This window comes from Chengkuizengella sp. SCS-71B, from assembly GCF_040100845.1.
Lineage (GTDB): Bacteria > Bacillota > Bacilli > Paenibacillales > KCTC-33759 > Chengkuizengella.
Genome location: NZ_JAZHSH010000001.1, coordinates 3,921,721 through 3,948,338, shown reverse-complemented (window position 1 = coordinate 3,948,338; position 26,618 = coordinate 3,921,721). Strand labels below are relative to the sequence as shown.

General features: G+C 35.2%; 25 protein-coding genes, 1 pseudogene and 1 riboswitch. Of the genes and pseudogenes, 18 read left to right on the top strand and 8 right to left on the bottom strand.

The features are described 5' to 3' along the window. Positions 1-6 precede the first annotated feature (6 nt). From VQL36_RS19135 to VQL36_RS19110, 5 genes and pseudogenes are all read right to left on the bottom strand, one after another. The gene (locus VQL36_RS19135; RefSeq protein ID WP_349250831.1) at positions 7-432 is read right to left on the bottom strand and encodes a helix-turn-helix transcriptional regulator; all 426 of its coding nucleotides are present in this window, start codon (positions 430-432) and stop codon (positions 7-9) included. A 3-nt stretch (positions 433-435) separates the two neighbouring features. Next, a complete protein-coding gene (locus VQL36_RS19130) occupies positions 436-675 on the bottom strand; it encodes a DNA-binding protein (RefSeq protein ID WP_349250830.1) in 240 nt (79 codons plus the stop codon). Between the two features lie 761 nt (positions 676-1,436). Next, on the bottom strand, positions 1,437-1,634 hold the full coding sequence (locus VQL36_RS19125; protein WP_349251225.1) for an excalibur calcium-binding domain-containing protein: 198 nt from the start codon (positions 1,632-1,634) through the stop codon (positions 1,437-1,439). Beyond that, positions 1,620-2,147 (bottom strand): annotated as a pseudogene (locus VQL36_RS21200) (stalk domain-containing protein); the annotation flags it as partial. The pseudogene VQL36_RS21200 and the gene VQL36_RS19125, both read right to left, overlap by 15 nt. A gap of 304 nt (positions 2,148-2,451) precedes the next feature. Further along, a complete protein-coding gene (locus VQL36_RS19110) occupies positions 2,452-2,685 on the bottom strand; it encodes a helix-turn-helix transcriptional regulator (protein WP_349250829.1) in 234 nt (77 codons plus the stop codon). A 137-nt stretch (positions 2,686-2,822) separates the two neighbouring features. Between VQL36_RS19110 and VQL36_RS19105 the strand changes: the two genes are divergently transcribed. From VQL36_RS19105 to VQL36_RS19065, 9 genes are all read left to right on the top strand, one after another. Next, on the top strand, positions 2,823-2,957 hold the full coding sequence (locus tag VQL36_RS19105) for a hypothetical protein (RefSeq protein ID WP_349250828.1): 135 nt from the start codon (positions 2,823-2,825) through the stop codon (positions 2,955-2,957). Positions 2,958-3,187: 230 nt separating this feature from the next. After that, complete coding sequence (locus VQL36_RS19100) at positions 3,188-4,459, top strand: helix-turn-helix domain-containing protein (protein ID WP_349250827.1); 1,272 nt, start codon at positions 3,188-3,190, stop codon at positions 4,457-4,459. Positions 4,460-5,016: 557 nt separating this feature from the next. Further along, positions 5,017-5,193, top strand: a complete 177-nt coding sequence (locus VQL36_RS19095; protein WP_349250826.1) for a hypothetical protein — start codon at positions 5,017-5,019, stop codon at positions 5,191-5,193. A gap of 263 nt (positions 5,194-5,456) precedes the next feature. Then, on the top strand, positions 5,457-5,957 hold the full coding sequence (locus VQL36_RS19090; protein WP_349250825.1) for a hypothetical protein: 501 nt from the start codon (positions 5,457-5,459) through the stop codon (positions 5,955-5,957). 532 nt (positions 5,958-6,489) lie between these two features. Further along, on the top strand, positions 6,490-7,716 hold the full coding sequence (locus VQL36_RS19085) for an RtcB family protein (protein WP_349250824.1): 1,227 nt from the start codon (positions 6,490-6,492) through the stop codon (positions 7,714-7,716). Between the two features lie 483 nt (positions 7,717-8,199). Then, positions 8,200-11,808 (top strand): peptidase G2 autoproteolytic cleavage domain-containing protein, encoded by a 3,609-nt coding sequence (locus VQL36_RS19080; protein WP_349250823.1) that lies wholly within the window; start codon positions 8,200-8,202, stop codon positions 11,806-11,808. A 22-nt stretch (positions 11,809-11,830) separates the two neighbouring features. Next, the gene (locus tag VQL36_RS19075; protein ID WP_349250822.1) at positions 11,831-12,121 is read left to right on the top strand and encodes a hypothetical protein; all 291 of its coding nucleotides are present in this window, start codon (positions 11,831-11,833) and stop codon (positions 12,119-12,121) included. A gap of 297 nt (positions 12,122-12,418) precedes the next feature. After that, entirely contained in the window at positions 12,419-12,733 is a 315-nt protein-coding gene (locus tag VQL36_RS19070; protein WP_349250821.1) for a hypothetical protein, read from the top strand. Between the two features lie 173 nt (positions 12,734-12,906). Next, complete coding sequence (locus VQL36_RS19065; protein ID WP_349250820.1) at positions 12,907-13,383, top strand: hypothetical protein; 477 nt, start codon at positions 12,907-12,909, stop codon at positions 13,381-13,383. 156 nt (positions 13,384-13,539) lie between these two features. Here VQL36_RS19065 and VQL36_RS19060 read toward each other — a convergent pair whose 3' ends face one another. Beyond that, on the bottom strand, positions 13,540-14,049 hold the full coding sequence (locus tag VQL36_RS19060; RefSeq protein WP_349250819.1) for a TetR/AcrR family transcriptional regulator: 510 nt from the start codon (positions 14,047-14,049) through the stop codon (positions 13,540-13,542). A gap of 98 nt (positions 14,050-14,147) precedes the next feature. Between VQL36_RS19060 and VQL36_RS19055 the strand changes: the two genes are divergently transcribed. Next, entirely contained in the window at positions 14,148-14,489 is a 342-nt protein-coding gene (locus VQL36_RS19055; RefSeq protein WP_349250818.1) for a VOC family protein, read from the top strand. A gap of 9 nt (positions 14,490-14,498) precedes the next feature. On the opposite strand, the gene VQL36_RS19050 is transcribed toward VQL36_RS19055, so the two are convergent. Next, positions 14,499-15,512, bottom strand: a complete 1,014-nt coding sequence (locus tag VQL36_RS19050) for a catalase family protein (RefSeq protein WP_349250817.1) — start codon at positions 15,510-15,512, stop codon at positions 14,499-14,501. A gap of 243 nt (positions 15,513-15,755) precedes the next feature. Next, positions 15,756-16,970, bottom strand: a complete 1,215-nt coding sequence (locus VQL36_RS19045; RefSeq protein WP_349250816.1) for a threonine synthase — start codon at positions 16,968-16,970, stop codon at positions 15,756-15,758. Positions 16,971-17,229: 259 nt separating this feature from the next. Between VQL36_RS19045 and VQL36_RS19040 the strand changes: the two genes are divergently transcribed. The 8 genes from VQL36_RS19040 to VQL36_RS19005 all read left to right on the top strand — a co-directional run bounded on the left by VQL36_RS19040 (position 17,230) and on the right by VQL36_RS19005 (position 26,594). Then, positions 17,230-17,532, top strand: coding sequence for a DUF5316 domain-containing protein (locus tag VQL36_RS19040; RefSeq protein WP_349250815.1), 303 nt, complete (start codon positions 17,230-17,232; stop codon positions 17,530-17,532). A gap of 504 nt (positions 17,533-18,036) precedes the next feature. Beyond that, a complete protein-coding gene (locus VQL36_RS19035; protein WP_349250814.1) occupies positions 18,037-18,474 on the top strand; it encodes a hypothetical protein in 438 nt (145 codons plus the stop codon). A gap of 215 nt (positions 18,475-18,689) precedes the next feature. Continuing rightward, positions 18,690-19,847 carry an exonuclease SbcCD subunit D gene (locus tag VQL36_RS19030; protein ID WP_349250813.1) on the top strand — a complete coding sequence of 386 codons (1,158 nt, stop codon included), beginning with the start codon at positions 18,690-18,692 and terminating at the stop codon, positions 19,845-19,847. Then, positions 19,844-22,936: an SMC family ATPase gene (locus tag VQL36_RS19025; RefSeq protein WP_349250812.1), complete on the top strand. Its 3,093-nt coding sequence runs from the start codon at positions 19,844-19,846 to the stop codon at positions 22,934-22,936. The genes VQL36_RS19030 and VQL36_RS19025 overlap by 4 nt, the downstream gene beginning before the upstream one ends. 115 nt (positions 22,937-23,051) lie before the next feature. After that, a riboswitch (SAM riboswitch) is annotated at positions 23,052-23,160 on the top strand. An 86-nt stretch (positions 23,161-23,246) separates the two neighbouring features. Continuing rightward, positions 23,247-24,284 (top strand): methionine ABC transporter ATP-binding protein, encoded by a 1,038-nt coding sequence (locus tag VQL36_RS19020; RefSeq protein WP_349250811.1) that lies wholly within the window; start codon positions 23,247-23,249, stop codon positions 24,282-24,284. Then, positions 24,265-24,930: a methionine ABC transporter permease gene (locus VQL36_RS19015; RefSeq protein WP_349250810.1), complete on the top strand. Its 666-nt coding sequence runs from the start codon at positions 24,265-24,267 to the stop codon at positions 24,928-24,930. Before VQL36_RS19020 ends, VQL36_RS19015 begins: the two co-directional genes overlap by 20 nt. A 17-nt stretch (positions 24,931-24,947) precedes the next feature. Beyond that, complete coding sequence (locus tag VQL36_RS19010) at positions 24,948-25,802, top strand: MetQ/NlpA family ABC transporter substrate-binding protein (protein WP_349250809.1); 855 nt, start codon at positions 24,948-24,950, stop codon at positions 25,800-25,802. A 345-nt stretch (positions 25,803-26,147) separates the two neighbouring features. Continuing rightward, the gene (locus tag VQL36_RS19005) at positions 26,148-26,594 is read left to right on the top strand and encodes a hypothetical protein (RefSeq protein ID WP_349250808.1); all 447 of its coding nucleotides are present in this window, start codon (positions 26,148-26,150) and stop codon (positions 26,592-26,594) included. Positions 26,595-26,618: the final 24 nt, after the last annotated feature.

Sequence of the window (26,618 nt, the reverse complement as noted above, 5' to 3'; positions counted from 1 at the left end):
GGGTGGTTAGTCTTTTAAGAGAATCAAATCTTCTATAAACTCATTTATTAATCTTCTCTCAGCCTCCAAAATCCTCAATTCAATTTCTTCATTGATTTGTAATGTGTCTGAATCTTTTTCATTTATTCTACTTATCAAACTATTTTTTCTTTCTACGCTTTTTTTGTAAAATTCTAGTGTTTCATTTAGTTTATCTTCTTTTCCGACATTTTCATAAACAAGAAAATCTAAACTCACTTTAAAGTAATCACTAAGTTTTTTTAACGTTGAAAGTTTAACGTTGTCTGTGCCTTTTTCGTAGAAGTTAACTAATGTGGAGTATGGGATTCCAGATTCTTTTGACAGCCCCATTCGACTAATCCCTTTCTGTTTCATCAGCTCATCTAACTTATCCGTTAATTTCATAACATTTTCACCCTTTGATTTTTTCATCTCTTATTCATAAGGACGGTATTTTTTCCTTAATTCACTCATTTCAACTTTCTTTTCCTCAATTTCAACTTTCAAAAATAAAGAATCCCTTTTAGTTTTCTTGATAGGTATGATCTTTCCGTCTTTAATCATTTGGCTAAGACGTGCCCGACTAATGTCAAGCACGTCAATAACCTCAGCCGATGTTAAAACTTCTGCAGCAATAAACTCTTTTATTTCTTTCCTATCTTTAAATTGATACATGTTATTTCCTCCAGTTTTTCATCATGTAGTAAAGACCAAATGATAATACTGCGATAGAGATAATTCTAGGTATTGCACCACCTAATGCTTGCAGGGAAATGAAAATTATTGCTGCTATGATTATAACCGTAAATACATCTAATCTTTTTTTCATGAATAACGTGTTAGAAAAAGTGATATAATGGTTTTATACAAGGGGTGAGTTGCCACCTCACCCCAAGTTGGTTATTTGGTCTTATTGGAGTTTTTCCATTGTTTAACTATCCAAGCAATAGTCGCAATGTAGAAAATAATCCGTAAGACCTTTTCTGTTGTTTCTAACACTTTCCCCCTCCTTTCTTACCTTTATTATACTATATCTATTAACGAATGTAAATAGATAATTAGAAATAATGTCCAATTCATTAGAAAAGGTTTATCCAGGTTGGTGAAAAGTTTTAAGAATAACTTTATATGAGATTAAATATTGTAAATGACATAGATGGAGGATGGAAAATATTAGAATTGTTATTTGTAGGTGATGGCGGTTGGTAAAAACATAATAACTATACCTTGGTTTTCTCCATTAGCTTAATGTTAATGGTTTTTTTGCTTTCTAATACAAAGAAAAAACCACCAACCTAAGTCAGTGGTTCGGTCTCATCCCTAATGAGACCATTAACCCATAAACTAATCTACTTAATGCAAAGAAAAGGTAACTCTATTATATCAAAAACCTAATATTTTACAATAAGAGGTATAAAAAGACGGCTTAAAAAGCATCACTCACAAGCCACCCCGTCACCATCTCTGTCTAGTTTAGTGCTATATCCTGGATCACCTATAAGCACCGGAGCAGCTCCTGCTTCTTTAGCTTGAGTACAGTTTGCAAAAGGTAGGATAGTAGCATTCGTTTTCTCTTCATTGTTAGCGCTCTGAACACTGTCCAGTCCATCTCCATCAATAATAACAAATAACACCTTAGTTCCATTTGGATAATTTTCTAATTCATTTCCTACCCATGATCCAGCACCTCTGTTGTCAGAGGGATCAACATAAGCTACACTAGCACCTGCACCACCTTCGGCACACATTGCCATCGGCCACTCATCACGATCATATCCATCTTTAGTAGGAATTCCTGCAAGAGACTCGTCACGGTTATTATCAGAGTTATTACGATCTATGGTGCATATTGCTGATTCACCGTTTGTAATTGCAGATGCGATATGTGCTGCTGTTTCGGGATATCTATCAGCAGGAAAAACTAGAATTTCATCATATGATGAACCTAAAGTGTCACCAGACGTTTTAACATCAATCGTTTTAGAAGAACCATCGTATTTAATCTCTGCCCCTAAAATTTCTCCTAGTGCTCTTAAAGGTAAATATGTAGAGTTATTTATAACTTCTGAATTTACATCGACTTGTGTGCCATTTACTTTTATTGTGAGTTTGTTAGCGGCGTACCCAATTCCAAATGATACAAACATAATAGATGTGACAAGTAATGTGATTAATGTTTTTTTAAACACACAATCAACCTCCTAGAATTTGTTTATATATAAATTCTTTATTTTTTTGAATATCCCTTTTTTTTACAAACAAAAACCACCGACTATTAAGTCAGTGGCTAGCCTATAAACATACATACATTAGTTGATATGTAGGTTCTATTCTAATATATTCAAGTACCTGATATTTTACAAACTAAGAATATTATTTTGATTTAGGAATTAAACCAACCCCACTCATGATTCATAAAAGTACCGTTGATGTTTACGATTCACTAATATATCACCAAAATTTCTTTTTTGAAGCCTTTGGATCAACTTCATTAATAACTTCCATTATTTTATCCTTAGTTTTTCTATTTGGATGACGATCTTCATCTTCACGACATAAATCGGATATTGTTGACTTGTTAATGCCTGTTTTTTCGCCTAGTTCTTTTTGTGAAATTTTATTTTCATCCATCCAACTACCTAATTTAGATCTATTTCGTCCTAATCCTTTTCCCCAAATACCCATAATATCACTACCTTTCTAGTTATATCATGGACATACCAATTAAAAACTAAACGTACAAAGTTACGCATTTTATGCGTAATAATGGACAAACAGTTCTACATAGATTAAAACAAATACACCAAGGAGGGGGATTGAAAATGAAAAATGAACTTATAATAGAGGTTAATATTAGGTTTTATATCTATATTATTAATGAGGGTTACTTAAGGCTATTAAAAGCGGTAAAAAGTTTTGTGATAGAGAAATTAAGCAAAGTGATGCAAGTAGATTGAATAAAAAAGCCACTGGTATTAAACACAGTGGCTTTCTATGTTTATCTTAAATGTTATATTTATCCAAGAGTTGCATTAATAAAAGAAAGATTTATTAAATTAAAAGCGTTTTTCAAAACATGTTTCCCAACACAAAAAAAACCCAGTTTTTGTTATAATAACCCTATCTAATACCACAATTTGTTTAAATATTACAATTAAAATATTAACTCAAAAAAGGGTGAAAATAATTGATTACTACAACTTATTCATCATTAGGGGAACTCATTCGATATCATCGGAAACAGTCAGTTATGACATTAACAAAATTAAGTAAATTAACTAACATTGATAAGGCGAATTTATCACGAATAGAATCTGGACAAATCAGACGTCCAACTTTGGTTACTATTCAAAAAATCAGATGTATATTAAATATCCCATACGAAGAGATGATAAATAAGTATGTAGAGATCGAGGAGAGAGTCGAAGTTTTGTTCAATATTCTTGATAAATTGTTAGAAAGGAAGAATCTATCTATAATTACAAAAGTTTCTAAGAAGATCCTTCAATCTCCCACAGAGGATACTGTAGATTTAGTTAAGAAACTTTATGGCAGGGTAGAAAACATAGAGGAATCTTCAATAAAACTAACACTCTATCAATTAATTGTTAATTACTCTCGGGCTTATGGGATTATGGAATATTTCACTAAGTGTTTATTACAGGCTTATCTAATCGAACGAGATGATTTTTCCAAACTTCGCTCGACTTATTCTTCAGGAAAAAATATAATAGAATTTGATGAGTTCCTTACAAGTGAAGAGAAGGGTGTAATGTACTATAAACTATCAGTACATGCCTACAACTTGTGTTTATTTAAAGAGAGTGTTGAGATGGGTGAAAAAGCAATGGGTGCTTCTATCTTTGATATTAGGATACAGGCAAACACTATTCAGGCTACATGCAATAGTTACTACTATTTAAGTAATTATGAACAAGCAAGAAAATATTTGGACCAATACAAAGAGTTCTCACTTCCAGAAGTGAAGGACAATGTAAATGTATTAGAAGCAATGTTACATTCAGCTAATGGAAATTATCAAATGGCAATTTCACTCTTAAAAAAGAATATACCGAGTTGTGGAAATAACGCCTTGTTACATGCAGTAAATGAATTAATTAAAATATACTTACAAACGCATGATTTATCGGAAATCACAGAACTTATTGAATTAGAAGATAAATTTTTATCCATTCCATATGTTACGCCATTTAAAAAAGCGGAATTAGCCCTCTATTATAAACTAAAAGGGGATTACTTTCTCCTAACAGGAAGAGTAGAAGAAGGGGTAGACTGTTATTTAGAAGCAGCATCAAGATACTCCAAAATTGACCTTACCACTAAAGAAAGTGAATGTTTGCGACAAATTATGAATATACAGACTAATAAACATGATATAATTATTTCAATCCATAATAAACTAGGAATTTATTATGATGAGAAAGTTAGGAAAGGGTGATTAACCATGAAAAGAACAAAAAAGGTCTTAACCACCATTACTCTTTTTGCGCTAATAACCGCACCTGAAATCATAGCATTATTTAATGGAACTGATCCAGGTTGGTAGAAACAAAATTAAAAGTAATAAAAAACCATTCTGCTATTGATAGTAGAATGGTTTTTTGTATATAAATAGAAAAGTTGGTACAAAATTTTAACTGATAAATTTCATACCAACATGTATTATAATGTAAATAGACTTCTAGAAAAACCCAAATTATTGTGATGTTTGTAATAAAAGATATTATTTTGGAAATTCAGGAGGGGATGAAATCAATAACAATATTTAAGCTTTTAAATAATCAATTTGAAAATACCTTAGTAGGGTAAGGTAGCTAAAGGATGGTGATACATAGGTCATCCCTGATAATTGTTGCGAGCAATCACCAGGGACTAATAACAAACAATTTTACACTCTAATTATAAACAATTTTGTTTGATAAGTCATTTTTTAAAAATTTACATCAAATTTTACATGTAGACATTCTAATACTTAATAAAAAAAGGAGATTTTATATGAAACAAGAAAAAGCTATTGACATAGGAAAAATTGCTATTTTATTCGACAAAGACCCTAGTGCTATGGATGCAATATTATGTATATACAGTGAACATTACTTAAATAAAATTCAGAATCAAAGGGAGCTTTCATCTTTAAATAATTCTTCAATCTACAGGTGTATGATCAGTTAAAATTATTTTCAATTACCTTTAAGACCACATTCAGTCTTAAAGGTTTTTTATTTCAATTCCCACATTTTGACCGCACAACTACGAGATAAACAATAAATACTAGTTAATAACATTAAGTATTATGTTAGAAAGGAAGATGATTTAGGTAACAAAAGGGTAACGCCAGCGTATGAAATCATATGAAAAATCGTTAAAACACGTTACAACAAAAATGGCGTAAAATCAAGGTTTACGCCATTTTTCTGAACTATAAAACTTATTGGGTGAATAGAGTACGCCAAGGTGGTGAAATTTTAGCTCCAGGAGATCCTTATCAAACGATTCAATTCATCGATGCAAAAGACTTAGCTGCATGGAATTTAGACATGATTGAAAAAAAAGAAACAGGGACATTTAATGTTACAGGTATAAATAGAAACTTAACCATGTTAGAATTGCTTGAAACGTGTAAAGAAGTGATAAATAGCAATGCTGAATTTGTATGGGGAAACGAGAAGTTTTTATTAGATAGAAATATAAAACCTTGGTCAGATATGCCATTATGGATTCCAAGGAACCATCCGTTAGAGGGAGAAGAAAAACCTTGGAAAGGGGCAAATTCCTTTAATATTGATAAAGCATTAAACAAAGGGCTTACTTTTCGTCCATTAAAAGAAACAATTCGAGACATTCATACGTGGAATCAATCAAGAGCTGTTGAAATTAGCAAGGCTGGTATCACATTGGAAAGGGAACAGGAATTATTGAGAGAAATAGCCAAATAAACATTTAAAGATTAAATAAAACATGTTGACAGGATTTTAATCCCATGTTAAATTCTTAAACATAACTCAAACTATGGAGAAAGGAAGGTGAAGGAAAATGACCAATCAATATAACTTGCTAACACTGATAAATGATCGTTTACTACAAGAAGGCAATGTTGAGCAACAGCTTCTTTATACGAATAAGGAACCTGGCACACATTCCTTCAACCAACTGAATATCCGTAGCTTATCCGTGCAATGAAGCAATATTGAAGTACTCTTCTCAGGGGAATTGATATTGCCTTGTATGAAAGAAATTTACGTTTCTTAAAAAATGAAGAAACGAATAAAATAATTGAGCATGAGGCTACTGATTGAAGTAGTCTTTTTTATTTGTCTTTAAAAGCAATATATTAAGTAGGTAAATGGAAGAGATGTGTTAGATTGAGTAGTTTTTTTAATAAAAAAAAGAATCAAAATTGGAATTTCATTAGAAAGCTTAATACCAATAAGTAAGAATGTTAATAAATACGAGGAGTGAATCAAAACTATGTCTTTTCAAGAAATAGATGGAGTTCGCATTTGGGGAAAACCAGATGAAGGAGCCGTTAATCAAGCGATTACCTGTTCAAAAACAGGAAATGCTGTACAAACACTATTAATGGCTGATCACCATAAGGGATACTGCCAACCAATAGGAGGAGTTGTTGTATATGACGGACAAATATCTCCTTCTGGGGTAGGTTATGATATTGCTTGTGGCAATAAAGCAGTAAGAACGAATATTCAGGCTTCAGAAATCAAGTCCAATATCAAATTTTATATGGATGAAATTGTAAGACAAATTTCCTTTGGAATGGGCAGAGTGAACAAATATCGTGTAGATCATGAGGTGTTTGATGATCCAGCATGGGCTGTCTATAAAGAAATTGGCAATCAAGAACATGATAAATTAAAAAAATTAGCCCAAAAACAATTAGGAACAGTCGGAAGCGGAAATCACTTTGTTGATTTATTTGAAGAAATGAATACTGGAAGACTGTGGATTGCTGTACACTTTGGAAGCCGTGGATTCGGACACAAAACAGCTAGTGGATTTATCAATCTTGCCTCGGGAAGAGAATTTCTTGGCAAAGCCCCAGGTGAGAAAATGGATCAGCCGCCTTTATTGTTAAATATGGATGATGAAATAGGTCAAATGTATTTTGAAGCAATGAAGTTAGCTGGAAAATATGCTTATGCAGGGCGTGATTATGTTGTTGATCAAGTATTGTCTATTTTAGATGTAAAGCAGGATTTTGAAGTGCATAATCATCATAACTATGCATGGGTAGAAGAACATCAAGGAAAAACATATAATGTTGTACGAAAGGGTGCAACACCATCTGCTCCAGGACAACTTGGATTTATAGGAGGAAGTATGGCGGATATATCTGTGATTGTGAAAGGGAAGGATACACAAGAAAATAAAGCTGCTTATTATAGTACTGTTCACGGGGCTGGAAGAGTGATGAGCAGAACACAAGCCGCTGGAAGAATGAATTGGAAAACTCGTAAACGTTCAGGTGGTCAAATTACGGAGAAAGAGATGTTTAAAGCAGTTCGGAAATATGGAGTACAACTTAGAGGAGCGGGAACAGATGAAAGCCCGTTTGTTTATAGAAAGTTACAAGACGTATTAGATGCCCATAGTGAGACGGTGGAAATATTACATACATTAAAGCCAATAGGAGTATGTATGGCAGGTGCCGATGAATTTGACCCTTATAAAGATTAAGTAGATTAAGTGTTACTGAAGTCATTTCTGTTGAATGGCTTCTTTTTATCCTATGATTTTTACGTATATATTTGAAATGGTATAATAGCACATTTTCAAATAAGTATTTCACCTGTCTATACCAAATGAAGCATTCGAACATAGAATATATTGACTACTGAGCACTCATGTTATTTCTCTACGGAAACCTCACTATTTATGTAGTGGGGTTTTAAACTATGAAAAATGTGTACTTGCACTAGGGTACTCGTCCAGACAAAATAGATCTTCCTTACATAAAAGCTCTTAATTATGGAATATATCATCCATTATATTAAGCTATTATGGTATTTGTCTTAGATTAAATAGTTTTTTCTCATAGGTAAACGTGTTTTTTAATAGTTGGTAGGTAATAATCCACTCGATTATACAATTCATTTCATATAGTAGATTAGGGAATTATATTTTCTCTAAATTAGAAAATTATAAGGAAGTGAAATATATATGGATAACAGAAATTGTAACCGTGAAGCAACAGGAGGTTGCGCCACAGCGTTTGGCAGAAATACGGTTGCTAGTGGTGAGAGTTCTCTTGCTGAAGGTAGAAATACGATATCAGATGGAGAAAATTCCCATTCGGAAGGAAGAAATACCGCATCACAAGGCGATAATTCCCATGCAGAAGGAGAAGGAACTCAAGCGCTTGGAACATCTTCACATGCAGAGGGAACTAGAACTAGTGCTGAAGGGGAAGCTTCTCACTCGGAAGGCAGAAATACCACATCGAGTGGAGATTATGCGCATTCCCAAAACAGAGATACCGTAGCCCAAGGGGATAATTCAACCGCTGAGGGATTTGGTTCTTTTGCCAGAGGATTGAATAGCCATGCGGAAGGATATATCACACAAGCAGATGGAGAGAACACGCATGCGGAAGGTAGAAACACGAAAGCCACAGGAGATAGTTCTCATGCGGAAGGAAGAGACACACTTGCACAAGGCGATAATTCCCACGCTGAAGGAGAGGGAACGATGGCAAGAGGGATCGGTTCACATGCAGAGGGAACAGATACTATTGCCGTTGGAGAACAATCTCATGCGGAAGGAAGAAATACAGTAGCCAGTGGTGATTTTTCTCATGCGGAAGGGGATGAAACAAGTGCTGGGGGAACAGCCTCCCATAGTGAAGGAAGATTAACAAGGGCCATAGGTTTATTCTCTCATGCTGAAGGTGTTGGTTCAGTAGCAATGGGAGATGAGTCCCATGTGGAAGGATTGGCTACTAGAGCAGATGGTTTGAGAGCTCATGCAGAAGGAAGAGGTACTCGAGCGGAGGGTGATGAATCTCATGCAGAGGGAGTAGGTACAATAGCTACAGGAGGAAGCTCCCATGCGGAAGGAGCTAACACACAAGCCAATGGAGCTACCTCCCATGCAGAAGGGTTTACAACACAAGCAAATGGTGATCGTTCCCATGCGGAAGGCAATGGAACGATAGCACAAGAATTTGCGTCTCATGCTGAAGGGTTCCTAACTGAAGCCATAGGATCAATGTCTCATGCAGAGGGGAATTCAACGAATGCTTCGGGTAGTGGCTCCCATGCAGAAGGAAATGGTACTCAAGCGGAGGGTAATGAATCTCATGCTGAAGGATTCCTAACTGAAGCCATAGGATTAGCGTCTCATGCAGAAGGAGAGGCAACGACAGCCCAAGGGGATAATTCCCATGCAGAAGGGCTTGGAACCCAAGCGAATGGTCTACATTCTCATGCAGAAGGAGAGGCAACGACAGCCCAAGGGGATAATTCCCACGCTGAAGGAGAGGGAACGATGGCAAGAGGAATCGGTTCACATGCAGAGGGAACAGATACTATTGCCATTGGAGAACAATCTCATGCGGAAGGAAGAAATACAGTAGCCAGTGGTGATTTTTCTCATGCGGAAGGGAATGAAACAAGAGCTGCTGGTTCAGCCTCTCATAGTGAGGGGAGATTGGCAAGAGCCGAAGGCGAATGCTCCCATGCGGAAGGTGTTGGTTCAGTAGCAGCAGGTAATACTTCTCATGTGGAAGGATTGGCTACTAGAGCAAATGGTTTGAGAGGTCATGCAGAAGGAAGAGGTACTATAGCGGAGGGAGATGATTCTCATGCAGAGGGAGTAGAAACAAGAGCTACAGGAGGAAGCTCCCATGCGGAAGGATCTAACACCCAAGCCAATGGAGCTACCTCCCATGCGGAAGGAGCTAACACCCAAGCCAATGGAGCTACCTCCCATGCGGAAGGAGCTAACACCCAAGCCAATGGAGCTACCTCCCATGCGGAAGGAGCTAACACCCAAGCCAATGGAGCTACCTCCCATGCAGAAGGAAATGGTACTCAAGCGGAGGGTGATGAATCTCATGCTGAAGGATTCCTAACTGAAGCCATAGGATTAGCGTCTCATGCAGAAGGAGAGGCAACGACAGCCCAAGGAGATAATTCCCATGCAGAAGGGCTTGGAACCGAAGCGAACGGTCTACATTCTCATGCAGAGGGGAATTCAACGAATGCTTCGGGTAGTGGCTCTCATGCAGAAGGAGAGGCAACGACAGCCCAAGGAGATAATTCCCATGCAGAAGGGCTTGGAACCGAAGCGAATGGTCTACATTCTCATGCAGAGGGAAATTCAACGAATGCTTCGGGTAGTGGCTCTCATGCAGAAGGAGAGGCAACGACAGCTCAAGGAGATAACTCTCATGCAGAGGGGAATTCAACGAATGCTTCGGGTAGTGGCTCCCATGCAGAAGGAGAGGCAACGACAGCCCAAGGGGATAATTCCCATGCAGAAGGGTTTGGAACCGAAGCGAATGGTCTACGTTCGCATGCGGAAGGAGCCCTTACTATTGCCAATGGCGCACAGTCTCATGCTGAAGGTGATGCTACTGAAGCATTGGGAAATTCTTCTCATGCTGAAGGGTTTCGCACGCAAGCCAATGGAAATTTTTCTCACGCTGAAGGTGAGGGTTCTATTGCTTTTGGAACTGCATCCCATGGGGAAGGTAGCGATACAGAAGCATTAGGAGATAGTTCCCATGCGGAAGGATTTAGAACCCAAGCGAATGGTCTAAGTTCCCATGCAGAGGGAGCCAATACAATTGCCGACGGTGCACAGTCTCATGCCGAAGGTTTCTTTTCAGTGAGTACGGGTTTCAGTAGTCATGCTGAAGGTAATATTACATTAGCGCTTGGAGATAGCTCTCATGCCGAAGGAGATGAAACTAGAGCTCAAGGTTTAGGTTCCCATGCGGAAGGTTGTAATACGATAGCATTAGGAGATTGTTCTCACGCGGAAGGAGATGGAACTATAACGGAAGGTTTTGCGTCTCATGCAGAGGGTTGTAATACGATTGCTTCAGGTGAATGCTCTCATGCGGAAGGAAATGGTACAGATACAAATAATAGAGTGAATGCGCATATTATGGGACGTTCAGGTCAAGCTGTTGAAGATAACTCTTGGCATTTAGTCAATGGAACATTAATGGCTCTGATTAACGGAAATACGGGGGACGCTTGCTTTGCTGGGCAAATTACTTCCGGTAGAGGGTGTGATTTCGCTGAATTGTTTGAAACGTTGGATGGCAAACCCATTGATGTCGGATATTTTGTCACAACAGAAGGGGATAAAATTAGGAAAGCAACAGATAAAGATAATTATATTTTAGGTATAACAAGTGCTGTCCCTGGTTTCTTAGCAGGTAGCTCCAGTAATGACTGGAATAAGCGATATATGACGGATGAGTGGGGTCGTGTGTTATATGAGGAGATCACGATTCCAGCGGAAAAAGATGGGAACGGCAAAATTATTTCGCCTGAGCGAATTGAAAAAAGACAAAAGCTAAATCCAGAATATGATCCCGATAAACAGTATATTCCAAGAGCAGAAAGACCAGAATGGGAGGCCGTTGGTTTAGTTGGACAATTATTAGTAAGAGACGACGGAACAAGTGAAGTGAATGGTTTTTGCAGACCTAATGCTGACGGAATTGCTACAACATCTCAAAGTGGTTATAGAGTGTTAAAACGAACAGGTGAAAACCAAATTTTAATTATTGTAGCAAGTCCTGTGCAACTTTAGATGAATAAAGGAGAAATGTGTAGTGGAAAGTAGAGGAAAATTAAGGGAAGAGTTGCTAGAAAGAGCTAAGGATAAAACCAATGATCATAAAATAATGGAAAATAAAAGAGAAGAGTTATCAGAAGTCATGGCTCGAGAAAAGAACAGAAAGAATGAAATCATTGATGAATTAAAACGTTCTATGGATAAATATGAAGAAAGAATGAAAGATTCAAAAGTGAGTAAAGAACGTATAGAAAAGAGACGTAAGCGAATAGCTGAGCTCATTCAGAGGGTTGAAGAACGAAGTGAACAATCATTAAAAAGATTATAAAATACACTTTGATTTATAAATTTATTCAAGAGATGGAAAGACAACATCTCTTCTTTTATTTGCAAAAATTTAATATAGCTTGCACTATAGGATTCTCTCTGTTTAAAAGAAATTTCTTTAGTTTTTTATTATGAACTATCTAGGGGCATTAGTCCAAACAACTTCATGAATTCGTTCATAAGATAGGATGAACGAAAAAAATAATGGCTTTGCGATCAGATTCAAGTTTAACCAAATTTTAATTGTTGTTGAACGACCAACACAATTTTAAACTAACAAATAAGGAGAGAGTTTGGAATGGAAAATAGGAGAAGAAGTTTAAGAAGAAGTTCAGATATCATGGGAAGAGGAACTGGAAGAGGAAGTTTAAGAAGAAGTTCAGATATCATGGGAAGTGGAAATAGGAGAGGAAGTTTAAGGAGAAGTTCAGATATCACGGGAAGTGGGAGTAGGAGAGAGAGAAGTTCAGATATCATGGGAAGAGGAACTGGGAGAGGAAGTTTAAGAAGAAGTTCAGATATCACGGGAAGTGGGAGTAGGAGAGAGAGTTTAAGAAGAAGTTCAGATATCATGGGAAGTGGAAGTAGGAGAAGAAGTTTAAGAAGAAGTTGAGATATCATGGGAAGTGGAAGTAGGGGAGGAAGTGTTATTGAAGTCATCTCTTTTGGAGGATGGCTTCTTTTTATTTCATTTGCACTTTCATTTATACATACCAGTTCTGACACAAAAAAATGTGGGTAATGCATAGTATATTTCATTACTAAAATAAGAAGGAGCTGAATCTTATGGGACAATTTAATGAATCCATTTGTGATTGCTGCGTTTGTCCGATGCAATGTGTTTTGAAGCAATTAATAGGGGAAGAAGTTACTATATTTACTTCATTTAATGAAAAGCCAGGCACTTTAACTGAAGTAGATGACTTTATAGCTGTTCTGGATTTGGGTACTAGAAATGCTCAAATTCCAGTTAGTTCTATTTGTGCTGTGTTGATTGGATCTAAATTATTTGATTTTAAATTAAAACCGATTAAAAAAAGTCTCGCAGGAGAATGTTTGTGCAATGAAGACCCAATAACAAACTTAGCAAAATCAAAGATTGGAGATTTCACAACAATTCAAGCTGGTCAATTTTGCAGAGAAGGTACGATTAGAAATGTTGGGGAAGGGATTGTTACTTTTCTTGCACCAACCAATGGCAGTACAGACACAGTTGCCATATCGAGTTGTAAAATAGATAATTTTGGATTAAATTTTGTTTAGATGGACTCAAATAGACTTCATACTTAAATGATTGCAATATTATCTGTTAGGTGAAGTAAAGGGGGGGAATATAGTTTTTGTGTTTTCATTGTATCTTCCTCCTACTAATAAAAACAGAAAGCCAGCTAGAAAGCTAGCTTCAATAATAAAAATATTTTATTTTAAAATTCTTGCGATTAATTGTTTTGCATTCTCTTGATCAACTTTTCTTTCATGAATGGCATTTAACAAGGAACGCCAGGATGGAAGTAAAATATACTCAAGCCCTGGTATTGTTTTTTTGTTAAGTTCAATCAAAAACTCTCCAATACGATCTATTACTTTATCTGAAGGCAATTCACTCAATAGCTTGCAGCAATCCAATTTCACACAAGCATCAATTCCAACTTTAACCGCTGCTGTTAGTGCTTGATTAGGATTGTCTTCAAATAAAGCGGCTGCACCCTCCATTCTATCAATAATTCGTTGTTCCATCTCATTCCGAATCAATAAATACAACTTTATCTTCGATCCAAAATGATGATAAATTGCTCCAGTTGTGACATTAGCCTCTTTAGCTAGTTGTGCAATATTAACCTCCAAATATTCTTTTCTTTTAAATTCTTCGATTGCAATTGTGATTAATTTTTCTTTAATCGAACCTGGTACCGGAATCCATTCTTTCATAATCAAATTATAACATAATTACTTGATAACATAAATATATTATGCTATAACATAATTAAATTATGTTTATAGTAAATCATGTTAAAGGAGAAGTTGGAATGAAATTAGCTTTTTTGGTACAACCCGTAGAAAATATAAAAGAATCACTGAAATTTTATCGAGACCAATTAGGATTTGAGGAGGCTTGGCGAGAAGGGGATCACACGGTAGCTCTTAAGATGCCAGGAACAGATGTACAACTGATGATTGAAGATGATGAAGTAGATTTACCTCCCGGTGGATTATTCGTAGTAGATAGTGTTGATCAATATTTTGAAGAAAATAAAGAAATTCTTACCTTTGTTCAAGAGCCGATGGATATTCCTCCAGGGAGATATGCCATTTTTAAAGATGTTTCATCGAATGTCATTCGAATTCTTGATTTCACAAAAGAAAAATAATATTGTTTATTATTTTTCTGGTTCAAGCATTTTACGATTATCTCTTACGTGTCTGAATTTGGATAAGTTTTTGTAAATTTCTACGCGAGCTCGATTAATCCCGCCAATAGGTTGATGTTCCATTAATGTATGACCAGGTGAAAAGGACATTTGCTCAGCTAATTCGTCTCTTTCTTTGGTTCTAAAGGTTTGTTGAGGTATTTTTAAGGTGGCTACTTTGATAAAAGGAGAATCTGTTTCTTTCCATTCAACACCTGCATCTTCAACTGGCATCAAGAAAGGATCTTTCTGAAACTGAATCATAAAATCAAAACTTGCCTCGTGTTCTTTGAGATGTTTTTCAATATTATCTGTTAAATAAGTATTTGTCAGCTCATTTGGTAAAGTGCTTTTATATGTTGATTTAGGAATAATGGAGTATTTAACAACGTTATTTTCACCAAACATATAGGGGGTTGTGCTCCAATAACGAATATCTAAAGGGGAAGTATGATTTTTCTTTCCTCTGTTAAGTTCTTTGATAATATGCCCTTTGCCTGTTAACATGAAATTTAGCATTAGTACGAGGGGGTTCCATTTAATAACATAATAAACTGCATCATGGAATAACTTGGCTGTACCAAGTGGCATAGTTGGATGGCTCATTAAAACAAAATCTTGTGTTTGTTTTTCCTCTTTAAGAAACTTTTCTCCTTCTACATCCATTAATTTAATGGCAAAGCCACGAAGATCTTTCTTTTTATCTGGTTGTGGAGTTCCACTAGCATTGGAGATCCTGATCCATGCGGAATAAGTTTTCTCCTGTTGGAAAAGTCCAACTTTAAGTTCTTCAGGGAGATTTGATACAACTTCAAATTCAGCTTTTAATAGTGCAAGATGTTTAGGATGAGCATCTCTTTTTGTATTGCCTTTTTCATAACTTTTTTCCATTTTCCCTTGTAATAAAGATTGCATAGATTGTATGGCTGATGCTTCATCGGCAGGGATAGATTCAAACTTTGTTGGTGAGTATGTATTTTTCATAACTGACTCCTTATATTTGAAATAAATTTATCATGACTGAATTAATATACTGATAGTATTAATAACTAATATTACTCTTAGTTCTATAAATTAGTTTTCTTTTCAATTTTTTTGGATGAAGAGTATAGTTATACACTATAATTGTATTTTATTCCAGTTATTATTCGTATGAATTAAAGTTATTATGCAAAATAAGATTTATTTTCTTTTTGACAGGCTAGGTGGATTGCCAAATATCCTTTTTTACAAACAGGTAGAAACGTTATAAATGTTATTCATGCTAGGATGATATGGATATTTAATTCCAGCCCCTGTGTTTAGCAAAACAACCTTCTCATCTTCTTTAATCCAGTTTTGTTCTTTTAATCTTTTAGCTGCAGCGAGATTAGCGGCTCCTTCTGGACACACGAATAATCCTTCAATTGAAGCGATTTCTTCCTGACATTTTACAATCGTTTTATCATCAATAGCTACAGCACATCCATTTGTTTCATAGATAGACTCTAATATTAAGAAGTCACCAATTGCCTTAGGGACGTTAATACCGAACGCTATAGTATCTGCATCTTGCCACATGATAGATTCTTTTTTATTTTCTTCCCAAGCTTTAACGATTGGAGCACATCCTGAAGCTTGAACGGCAACAAGTCGAGGCATTTTTTCACCTATCCAACCGATTTCTTGAAGTTCTTTTAGTCCTTTGTAAATACCGATAATTCCTACGCCTCCACCAGTTGGATAAAGAATCACGTCAGGCACTTCCCAACCGAGTTGCTCTGCGATTTCTAATCCCATTGTTTTTTTACCTTCTATCCGATATGGCTCTTTCAAAGTAGAAGCATCATAGAAGTTATTTTTTTGGACAGCTTTCCCTACAATTTTGCCTGCATCACTGATCAGACCATCTACTAAGTAAAGCTTTGCACCTGCAATGGCAGTTTCATTTCTTGTAATTTTTGGTGCTTTAATTGGCATGACAATGTTAGCTTCAATTCCAGCTCTAGCTGCATATAGAGACCAGGCTCCGCCAGCATTTCCATTTGTAGGCATAGCTAATGATTTCACACCTAGTTCCTTTGCTTTGGAAATCCCTACTGCTGCTCCACGAGCTTTGAAGCAACCTGAAGGAATGGTACCTTCATCTTTTAATAACAAGTTCGGAATACCTACCTTTTCTCCTAATCTTTTAAGAGGAATTAGAGGGGTCATTCCCTCACCAAGTGAGACGATATTTTCATCTGACTTCACTGGAAGAAGCTCACGATAACGCCATAAGTTTGGCTCTCTTGTAAGTAAATCTGCCTTACTCCACTTTGATTTCAGCTTTTGTAAATCATACCTTACAAGTAGAGGAGTTCCACACTCACATAATTGATTTATTACATCAACACTATATGTCTTATTGCATTTAGGACATTCCAAATGAGAAACAAAACTAGATGGTTTACGTTCAGACATAATTTTTCCTCCTAACAATAAAAAAGCATATATTAAAATGAATACCCAGAATATTCTTTATCCATCATAAAGGATATTTGATGATTACAAAAATAGTTTATTATTATACTTAAAATAAGTATTGATTATGGTGTGAATCTAATGTTCAAGGATAATAGTCGGAACTATATAATCCTAGATACGTATAGATTATAGATAAATTTTATTTTTGAGAACCACTTGCTTTGTTGGAAAAAAGTTATTTAAAGGGGTGAGTTTTATGTTAAAAGTCATTATTAATGGGATTTTAAAACCTCTAGCTTATGGTGGAGTCATATTATTTATTACATTAATTATCGCACTATTAATTGGTGAAATCCATTCAATTGGAAACATTACCTCTAAAGTTGGGATTATACTTATAGTATTAGCAATTATTACTTCTGGAACCGCAGTCAGTGGGGATCGTATGAGAGCAAATTTTGTCTATGAATCTAGGGAAGACAGAAATTCAAGAATGAGATGGTCAAAGAATTTAATGTTGATGTCTATTCCGAGTTTAATAGTTTGGTCCCTTACATAAGAGGTAAGAACACCTATTTATTTCACTTATCCGCATCCGTACAATCATAAAGATATTAAATAACATAATATATATCAAACCCATGGGATAACCTCTAATAAAGGTTTTAATTGTTAATGTCTAGGGATGGCAGTCAGAGCATATGGATTAAGATAGAATGAAAGAAATTAAACGAAGAAAGCGAGGGAAGCCTGTGGGTTAAATAGTGAAACTCGTATGACCTATGTAAGAATGAATTAGGTCCATACCGAGTGGCTTGATGATCTAATGAATAAGTCCATACTACATTCAATGAGTCTCAAAATGAGGCTTTTTTTTCTATAAACTGTAAAGTTCCTTGTTTTTTTGTGCCATCGTCTAAAGACATAAGTCCAATCGAATTTCTTAAATATTACATAGGATAGGATGAACAAACAATTTAAAAGCGTAATAATCAATAAATAAATTATTACTTAATTGAGCGAGATGAAGGGAAGAATAAATAGATATAATGGAGGAATACCATTGATTGAAACCAACAAAGCAAAGCAAACGTTAGAAGAGATGTTACAAGAAGCAAATGTTAGATTTGAGGAACCAGATTGTGTTCAGATATGGGAAGTTTTTAAAAAATTTTCAGATATCAAAGTAAATTGTTCTGACGATGCTATGTTATTTCAAAGCGGGGTCTATGATTTTACAGGAGAAGATCTATTTAGTTTAGGATATGTAAGACAATTCATATTTGAAGTAGATGGTGAGTATGATCATATGGAACAATTAGAAATAACAATATACTTTAGACCCAATCAAGAGTTAGAACAATTTGAAGCAAATCTGTGGACAAATGATTGTAATTCTAAAAAAGAGTTTTTTCATTTAGTTGAAAATATGAAGGAATTTCAAATTCCAATTGAAAAATTTATTCCAATTGAATTTGAAATTGAACAAGAAGAAGTTTAGATTCTAAAGCACTCATAGTAGTGCTTTTTTTTGATGAGATACCCCCTATAGAGGTGGCGTCTATAAACCTATGAATTGGATAATTTAACAATATATATATCTTTCAAACATGTGATGATGAATAGTATAATGATAGGAACATAAAGAAGAACCTTAAAGGGAGATGTTAAAATAACTTGTGGTTATTGAATTAAAATAAAGGTAGGTGTGTGAAAGTGAAATTTTTTCATACAGCGGATTGGCATTTAGGCAAGCTGGTACAAGGTGTATATATGACTGAGGATCAACGTTATGTATTAGAACAGTTTATAGAAGCAGTCAAACAAGAAAAACCAGATGTGGTCATTATTGCAGGAGATTTATTTGATAGAGCTGTACCTCCAACGGAAGCAATAGATCTATTAGATGAAGTGCTCAAAACAATCGTGATAGAATATAAAACTCCGGTCATTGCAGTTGCTGGAAACCATGATAGTCCAGGCAGGTTGCAATTTGGAAGCCGAATGATGAAAGCTGCAGGTTTTTACATAGTAGGAGAGTTCACAGATGAGTTTGATCCTATCATACTTAACGATGGTTTTGGAGAAGTTCATTTCCATCTCATTCCTTATGCAGAGCCAGGGAAAGTTAGACATATTTTACAGAACGATGAAATTCGTACATATGATGAAGCAATGAAAGCGACAGTGGGGAGAATTAGAGAAAAGATGGATCCAAATGCACGTCATATCTTTGTAGGTCATGCGTTTGTAACGCCATATGGTGAAAAAACTGCAAATACAAGTGACTCAGAACGTCCTCTTTCCATAGGAGGGACGGAATATGTAAGTGCGGAGTATTTTTCTCAATTTCATTACACCGCTTTAGGTCATTTGCATCAAGCCCATTATGTGAAAAATGAAAAGATTAGATATGCAGGTTCACCATTAAAATACTCCATTTCAGAAGAAAAACATAATAAGATTTTTTACGTTGTTGAATTGGATGAGAATGGGCAAACAAATGTCGAGAAACGGAAGCTAACACCAAAGAGAGATATGTATACGATTGAAGAAAAATTAGAAAAAATTGAACAGATGGAGAAAAGTGAGGATTATGTTTTTATACGTCTGTTAGATGAAACTCCAGTATTATCTCCTATGGAACGTGTTCGCAGTGTTTTTCCAAATGCAATGCATGTAGAACGCAAATTATTGATGACTCAAATTTATGACAATGAAGAACAGGTCAATGAAAGATCAAAAATGGATGAGGTCTCTCTTTTTAAAGCTTTTTATAAAGAAGTTAGAGGCATGGAAGTCACTGGAGAGACAGAGAAGCATTTTACCGACATATTACAGGAAATGCTGCAGGTAGAGGGTGAAAGAAAATGAGACCAAAAAAAATGAAAATGACTGCATTTGGACCATATAAACAAACAGAAACCATTGATTTCACTCAGCTGCAGGAACATCGTTTATTTGTGATTTCAGGGAAAACAGGCGCGGGGAAAACCTCTATTTTTGATGCGATTTGTTTTGCTTTATTTGGAGAAGCGAGTGGTCAAGATCGCAACGATTCAAAAATGCTGCGTAGTCAATTTGCTGAAGATGATCTATTTACCTCAGTAGAGTTGGAATTTGGGCTAAAAAAACACACCTATCGTATATTTCGTCAGCTTCCACACGTAAAATCAGGCAATAAAAGTGCAACAGGAGAGCGATATGAGTTTTTTGAAACGACAGATGGAATGGAAAAGCCGATGTGTGAACGTTTTATCGTATCTCAAGTCAATGAAAAAGTACATCAATTATTAGGAATCAACAAAGAACAGTTTAATCAGATTGTAATGTTACCACAGGGGGAATTCCGCAAGCTGTTAACGTCGGATACGGAAAATAAAGAAGAGATTTTACGCAAAATTTTCAAAACGGGGTTATATAAAAATGTAGAAAATATACTGAACGAAAAGCGGAAACACTCTCAATCTCTTTTTGAGCAGCAAATTAAAGAGAGAGGCGTTTATATAAACGGATTAAAAACAGTATTGCCTATGAGGGACAACACTCAACTAACTGAAGTTTTTGGACAAGAATTATATAATACGTTTCAAATTTTAGATGCACTTGAGCAAGAGATTTCTTTTTATAGGGAACAAATGAGCAAAAATGAATTTAAACTTCAACAAGAAACAAAAAAACTGCAAGAATTGACGGCTCAATATCATCAAGCAGAAGCGATTAATCAAAGATTTAATATACTCGAACAAAAAAGAAAACTTAAAGAAACATTAGAAAGTAAGCTGCCTCAAATGGATTCCATGAAAAAAAGGTTAGTTTTAGCAGAAAAAACGGATCGTCTCGAGCTCACTGAGCAAATTCGCACTGAAACTAAAAAAGACTTTCTCTCTAAAAATAATGCAATGGAAGTAGCAAAAAAAAGAAAGATTCAAACAGAAGAAACGTTGAAAAATGTGATAGCTGCATATAAAATTGAGGAGCAAAAACAACCAGAACTCGACCATATCTCAAAACATTTGGAGCATCTTAGGCAATGGCTGCCAGTGGTAAAGGAGTTAAATCTAAAACAAACTCAAATCAAGGGCCTTAAACAGAACAGAGAATTATTGAAACAAACTTTCAAAACAATTGAACAGCAAATAAAAACCATATTATCAGAAAAAAACAAAACTCAGGATGAAGTTAAAGTTCTTGAAGAACAGCTTCGTTCATTACCAGAAAAGCAAGAAAAATTAGCAGAAAAACGAGAACAATCAGTAGTGTTAACCGAATACATAAAGTTGAAACAAGCCTTGGTCGAAGTGAAAAAAGAAGTAGAATCTACTAAATTGATCTTTGAACAAAAACAACACGATTACACTCAATTAGAAAAACGTTGGATTGAAGGACAGGCTAGTATCTTGGCGTCTCATCTACATGATGGAGAGATGTGTCCTGTTTGTGGTAGTAAGGAACATCCTTTGAAAACTAGCGCCTCAGAAGAGATTCCATCAAAACAAGATCTAGATTTGTCTAGAAAAGAAAAGGAACTGACTCAAGATGAATACCGCAAAGTTGAAGCAAAATTAGACAACTTCTATTTACAAATCAAAGAAAAAGAAATAGCAGTCGTTCAGTATGGTTTTCACTTAGAACATATGAATGAAGAGTACAATCAATTTATTCAAGAAGGGAAAAAACTAAAAAAAGAAGTAGAATTGCTAAAAGAAAAACAAATTAGGTTGAATGAACTGAAGCCAATGTTGGAACAGTTGAATCAAGCCTTAGATCAAAAAATGCAGAATAAAGATAAAAACGCAACAGAACTAAACGAAATAAATACAAAATATTCTACTGAAAAAGCATTATTGGAACAAAGCGTTGTGAATATACCGGAAGAAGTTCGATCTCTTGTAAAATTACAAGAAAGAATTGAAATAACACAAAAAAACAAAGAGAATTTAGAGCATCAATGGAAAACCGTACAGGAACAGCTTGAACAAACGAAAATACAACAATCAGAAGTGAACGTGCATTTCATCAATACAGAAAACCAGGTGCTAGAAACGAAGGATAAACTAGATAAAGTGAATAACCAATTTACCCAAAGCTTAGAAGAAGCTGGTTTTTCACAAGAAATAGATTATCAGAATGCAAAAATGGCAAAGGAGAATCGTCAACAACTTACACAACAAATAGAAGAGTGGAAATATAACTTGTCATTAGTAACCAAACAGATAGAAGAACTAAAGGATGAATTAAAGGATAAAAAACAGTTTGATTTAAATGAGATACAGGGTGAATTAGATCAATTAGAAAAACAGGTCGGACACATTCGAGAACAATTTTATGAAGTACATAACTACGCTGAACGAGCTGAAGAAGGAAAACAGAACATTTTATCAGTGAGTAAAAAAGTACAGGAAGCTGAGGAGCATTACCAGTTAATTAAAGATTTATACGATGTAATACGAGGAGACAATGCAAAGCGGATTTCCTTTGAACGATATTTACAGATCGAGTTTTTAGAGCAAATCATTCAGATGGCAAATCAAAGGCTGAAGAAGTTATCAAACGGTCAATTTCAATTGTTACGTAGTGATCGATTGGAAAAAAGGGGAAGACAAAGTGGCCTTGGCTTAGATGTATATGATCACTACACTGGACAGTTGCGTGATGTAAAAACGATGTCTGGTGGGGAAAAATTTAATGCATCTCTTTGTTTAGCTCTAGGAATGGCAGATGTGATTCAGTCCTATCAAGGTGGAATCTCCATTGAAACGATGTTTATTGATGAAGGATTTGGTTCATTAGATGAGGAATCTTTAACAAAAGCGATAGATACATTGATAGATTTACAAAAATCAGGACGGATGATTGGTGTTATTTCACATGTCCAAGAATTAAAACAGTCTATTCCAGCTGTATTAGATGTCAAAAAAACAAAAGAAGGAATCAGTATTACAGCGTTTGATGTGAGATGAATTTTTAAAAAATTATATTAAATTATGAAATGAAAGGTTTGACATCATATGAAAGGCATGTTAGAATCATTTTCATACTTTATTTAAGTCACTTAAAAATTTCATAATAAAACTGCTCTTATCAAGAGAGGTGGAGGGAATGTGCCCTATGAAACCCGGCAACCGTCAATGCTAAATTGAAATGGTGCCAATTCGCACAAAGTGAAAACTTTGGAAGATGAGAGAAAGGTAAATCATATATTTAATTACTAGCCTTTCTGCTCATGCAGAAAGGTTTTTTTGTTATCAAAATTTAGGCGGGTGAAGCATCATGATTAAATTAAAGCAAGTAACCAAAACATATGAGACTGGAGACAGTATCGTGACAGCTGTTCAAAAAGTAGATTTGAATATTGCTGCTGGTGAAATATTCGGAATTATTGGTTATAGTGGGGCTGGTAAAAGCACATTGATCCGTTTACTGAATGGATTAGAAACTCCAACTCACGGAACCATTACTGTTGCTGAAAGAAATATGACAACAATTAGTAGACGAGAATTAAGAAAAGCTCGACAAGAGATCGGCATGATTTTTCAACATTTTAATTTATTGTGGTCACGAACGGTTCAGGAGAATATTTCATTTCCACTTGAAATAGCAGGTATACCTAAAAAAGAGCGTATGAATATAGTAAATGAAATGATTAAACTAGTTGGATTAGAGGGTAGGAAGAATTCATATCCATCACAACTAAGTGGTGGTCAAAAGCAGCGGGTTGGTATTGCCAGGGCATTGGCGAATAGGCCAAAAGTGCTGTTATGCGATGAGGCTACGTCTGCATTAGACCCACAAACGACAGATTCTATCTTGGATCTTTTAGTAGATATCAATCAAAAGTTAGGAATAACCATCGTGTTAATCACGCATGAAATGCACGTGATACGTAAAATATGTCATCGTGTTGCAATGATGGAAGATGGACAGGTTGTAGAGGAAGGAAACGTATTTGATGTATTTCAAAATCCTCAGCAATCCATGACGAAAAGATTTGTAAACCAAGTCATTGAACCAGAATCTTCGAATGAAATGATAGAAAACTTATTAGTTCAACATCCAAAAGGAAAAGTCATTCAATTGACCTTCATAGGTGATACAGCTGAGATGCCTTTGATTACAAATGTGATCAGAAAGTTTGATGTAAGTTTTAATATATTACATGGAAAAGTTTCTCAAACATATGGAGGAGCAGTAGGAACCATGTTTGTACATGTGGATGGTGAACCAGAAAAAGTAGAACATTCTATAAAATACATTCGACAGCAAAAGGTGAAGGTGGAGGTGTTAACCCATGAAAGAATTACTGCCTAATGTGAATTGGGATAAAATGTGGGAAGCTACAGGGGAAACCATTTATATGACAGCTATCTCAGTAGTGGCTACATTTGTTCTTGGAATCATTTTAGGTCTACTATTGTTCTTAACCTCGAAAGGGAATATTTATGAAAATAAAATCATTCATGCTTTTGTGGCTGCCATTGTTAATATATTTAGATCTATTCCGTTTATTATTTTAATCATTCTATTGATCCCTTTTACGAAAGTCATTGTGGGAAGCATGATTGGTGAAAATGCAGCGTTACCGGCTCTCATTATTGGAACAGCTCCGTTTTATGCAAGGATGGTAGAAATTGCTCTGAGAGAAATAGATAAAGGTGTTATTGAAGCAGCTAAAGCAATGGGCGCCAAAACTTCTACAATTATCTGGAAGGTGTTGCTTCCTGAATCTATGCCCGCATTAGTATCTGGTATTACGGTAACTGCGATTGCTTTAGTAGGTTATACAGCAATGGCTGGGTTTGTGGGAGCAGGCGGCTTAGGGAATTTGGCCTTTCTACAAGGATATCAACGGTTTCAATATGATTATACTTTCATCACTACCATTGCCATATTAATCATTGTATTTTCAATTCAGTTTGTAGGTGACTATGTCACTTCAAAAATAGATAAAAGATAAAAAAAGGAGAGAGAAACATGAAGAAAGTTTTACTATCAGTTATATTATTTACTATTGTACTAGCTTTGACAGCTTGTGGAGCAAGTGATAGTCAGGAAGGTACTGATGAAGTGAAGAATGAAGGAGGTAATCAAGAAGCAGTAACATTAGTAGTTGGAGCTTCCAATGTACCTCATGCTGAAATTTTAGAGCAAGCTGTACCTGTGTTAGCTGAAAAAGGGATTGAACTAGAAATTGTTACATTCCAAGATTACGTTCTACCAAATACAGCGCTAGCTGAAAAAGAATTAGATGCCAATTATTTTCAACATATTCCATATTTAGAAAGTCAATTAGCTGATCATGGTTATGATTTTGTTAATGCCGGTGGGATTCATATTGAGCCAATAGGAGTATATTCACAAAACTATGAAAGTTTAGCTGATTTACCAGAAGGGGCTCAATTAATTATGAGTAACTCTGTAGCAGATCATGGTCGATTCTTATCTTTATTACAAACTGAAGGGTTAATCACTTTAAAAGAAGGGATTGATACTACTAAGGCTACTATAGAAGATATTGCTGAAAATCCTAGAAACATTGAATTTATTGCAGATATCGAAGCGGGTCTTTTACCGCAAGTATACAACAACGGTGAAGGAGATGCAGTTTTAATTAATACAAACTATGCGATTGATGCTGGATTAAACCCAGTTGAAGATGCGATTGCACTCGAAGGTTCTGAATCTCCATATGTGAACATTATCACTGTAAGAAGTGGTGATGAAACTCGTGAAGAGATCCAAACATTAGTTGAGATTTTACGTTCAGAGGATATTCAAAACTTTATTCTTGAAGAGTATAACAATTCAGTTGTTCCAGTATCAGAGTAAGATAATAAGATAACTTAATAAAAGATATATTAGTGTAAAATCCCCATTGTATTATTCAATGAGGATTTTACTATATATATAGACTCAATATAGAAGGAAGTTAACATGCTTGTTTTCGATTGTTCATATCACATAGTTTATTTATCCAGTTTTTAATAATCTATTCGTTTGATGGGGTAGTTTTAATGAATTTTCTGAATATTGTGATATAATAAAGTAAGGAAATGTTTTGTTCCTTGAAAGTTTTGATTCTAATGACTGTATCCATGTTTTAACGATCTTCAAGCAAGCTTCTTTCGAAATCCCAAGATTTATTTAATCTATTAGAGAGGAGAGGATGAAGGAATGGAAGTAAAGGGATCGTTTGAGACCATTTTAACGGAGTTACATGAGATTATGAATTCAAAACCTGCAGCAACAATTCCTAAGTTCCATAGAACTGTAGCGACTGGGGAAAGTGATGAAAATGCCCCCTTTCAATTATTTTTTGGATGTTACTTTACGTATGAGCCTGTCATCATGTATGGTGTACTGAATGAACAATTAGATCAAGGTTGTGTCTATGTTAAACAAAAAGTAAAACCTTCAGAGATCATGAATGATTTTGTAAATTTAGTTATAACCTATTTTCCTGAAAGTACGATGGAATGGAAAAGAAAAATGATTTTTGATTTTGGAAATAAATTTACAAAACTTCTTTATAATTTTGATGAAGTACATTCAAATGAATTGCTTAACTCCGTGATTGACCATTTAATAAAATATGATCAAAGCATTGATGAGAATATTTGAGAATTAAAATAGATATAAAGAAAA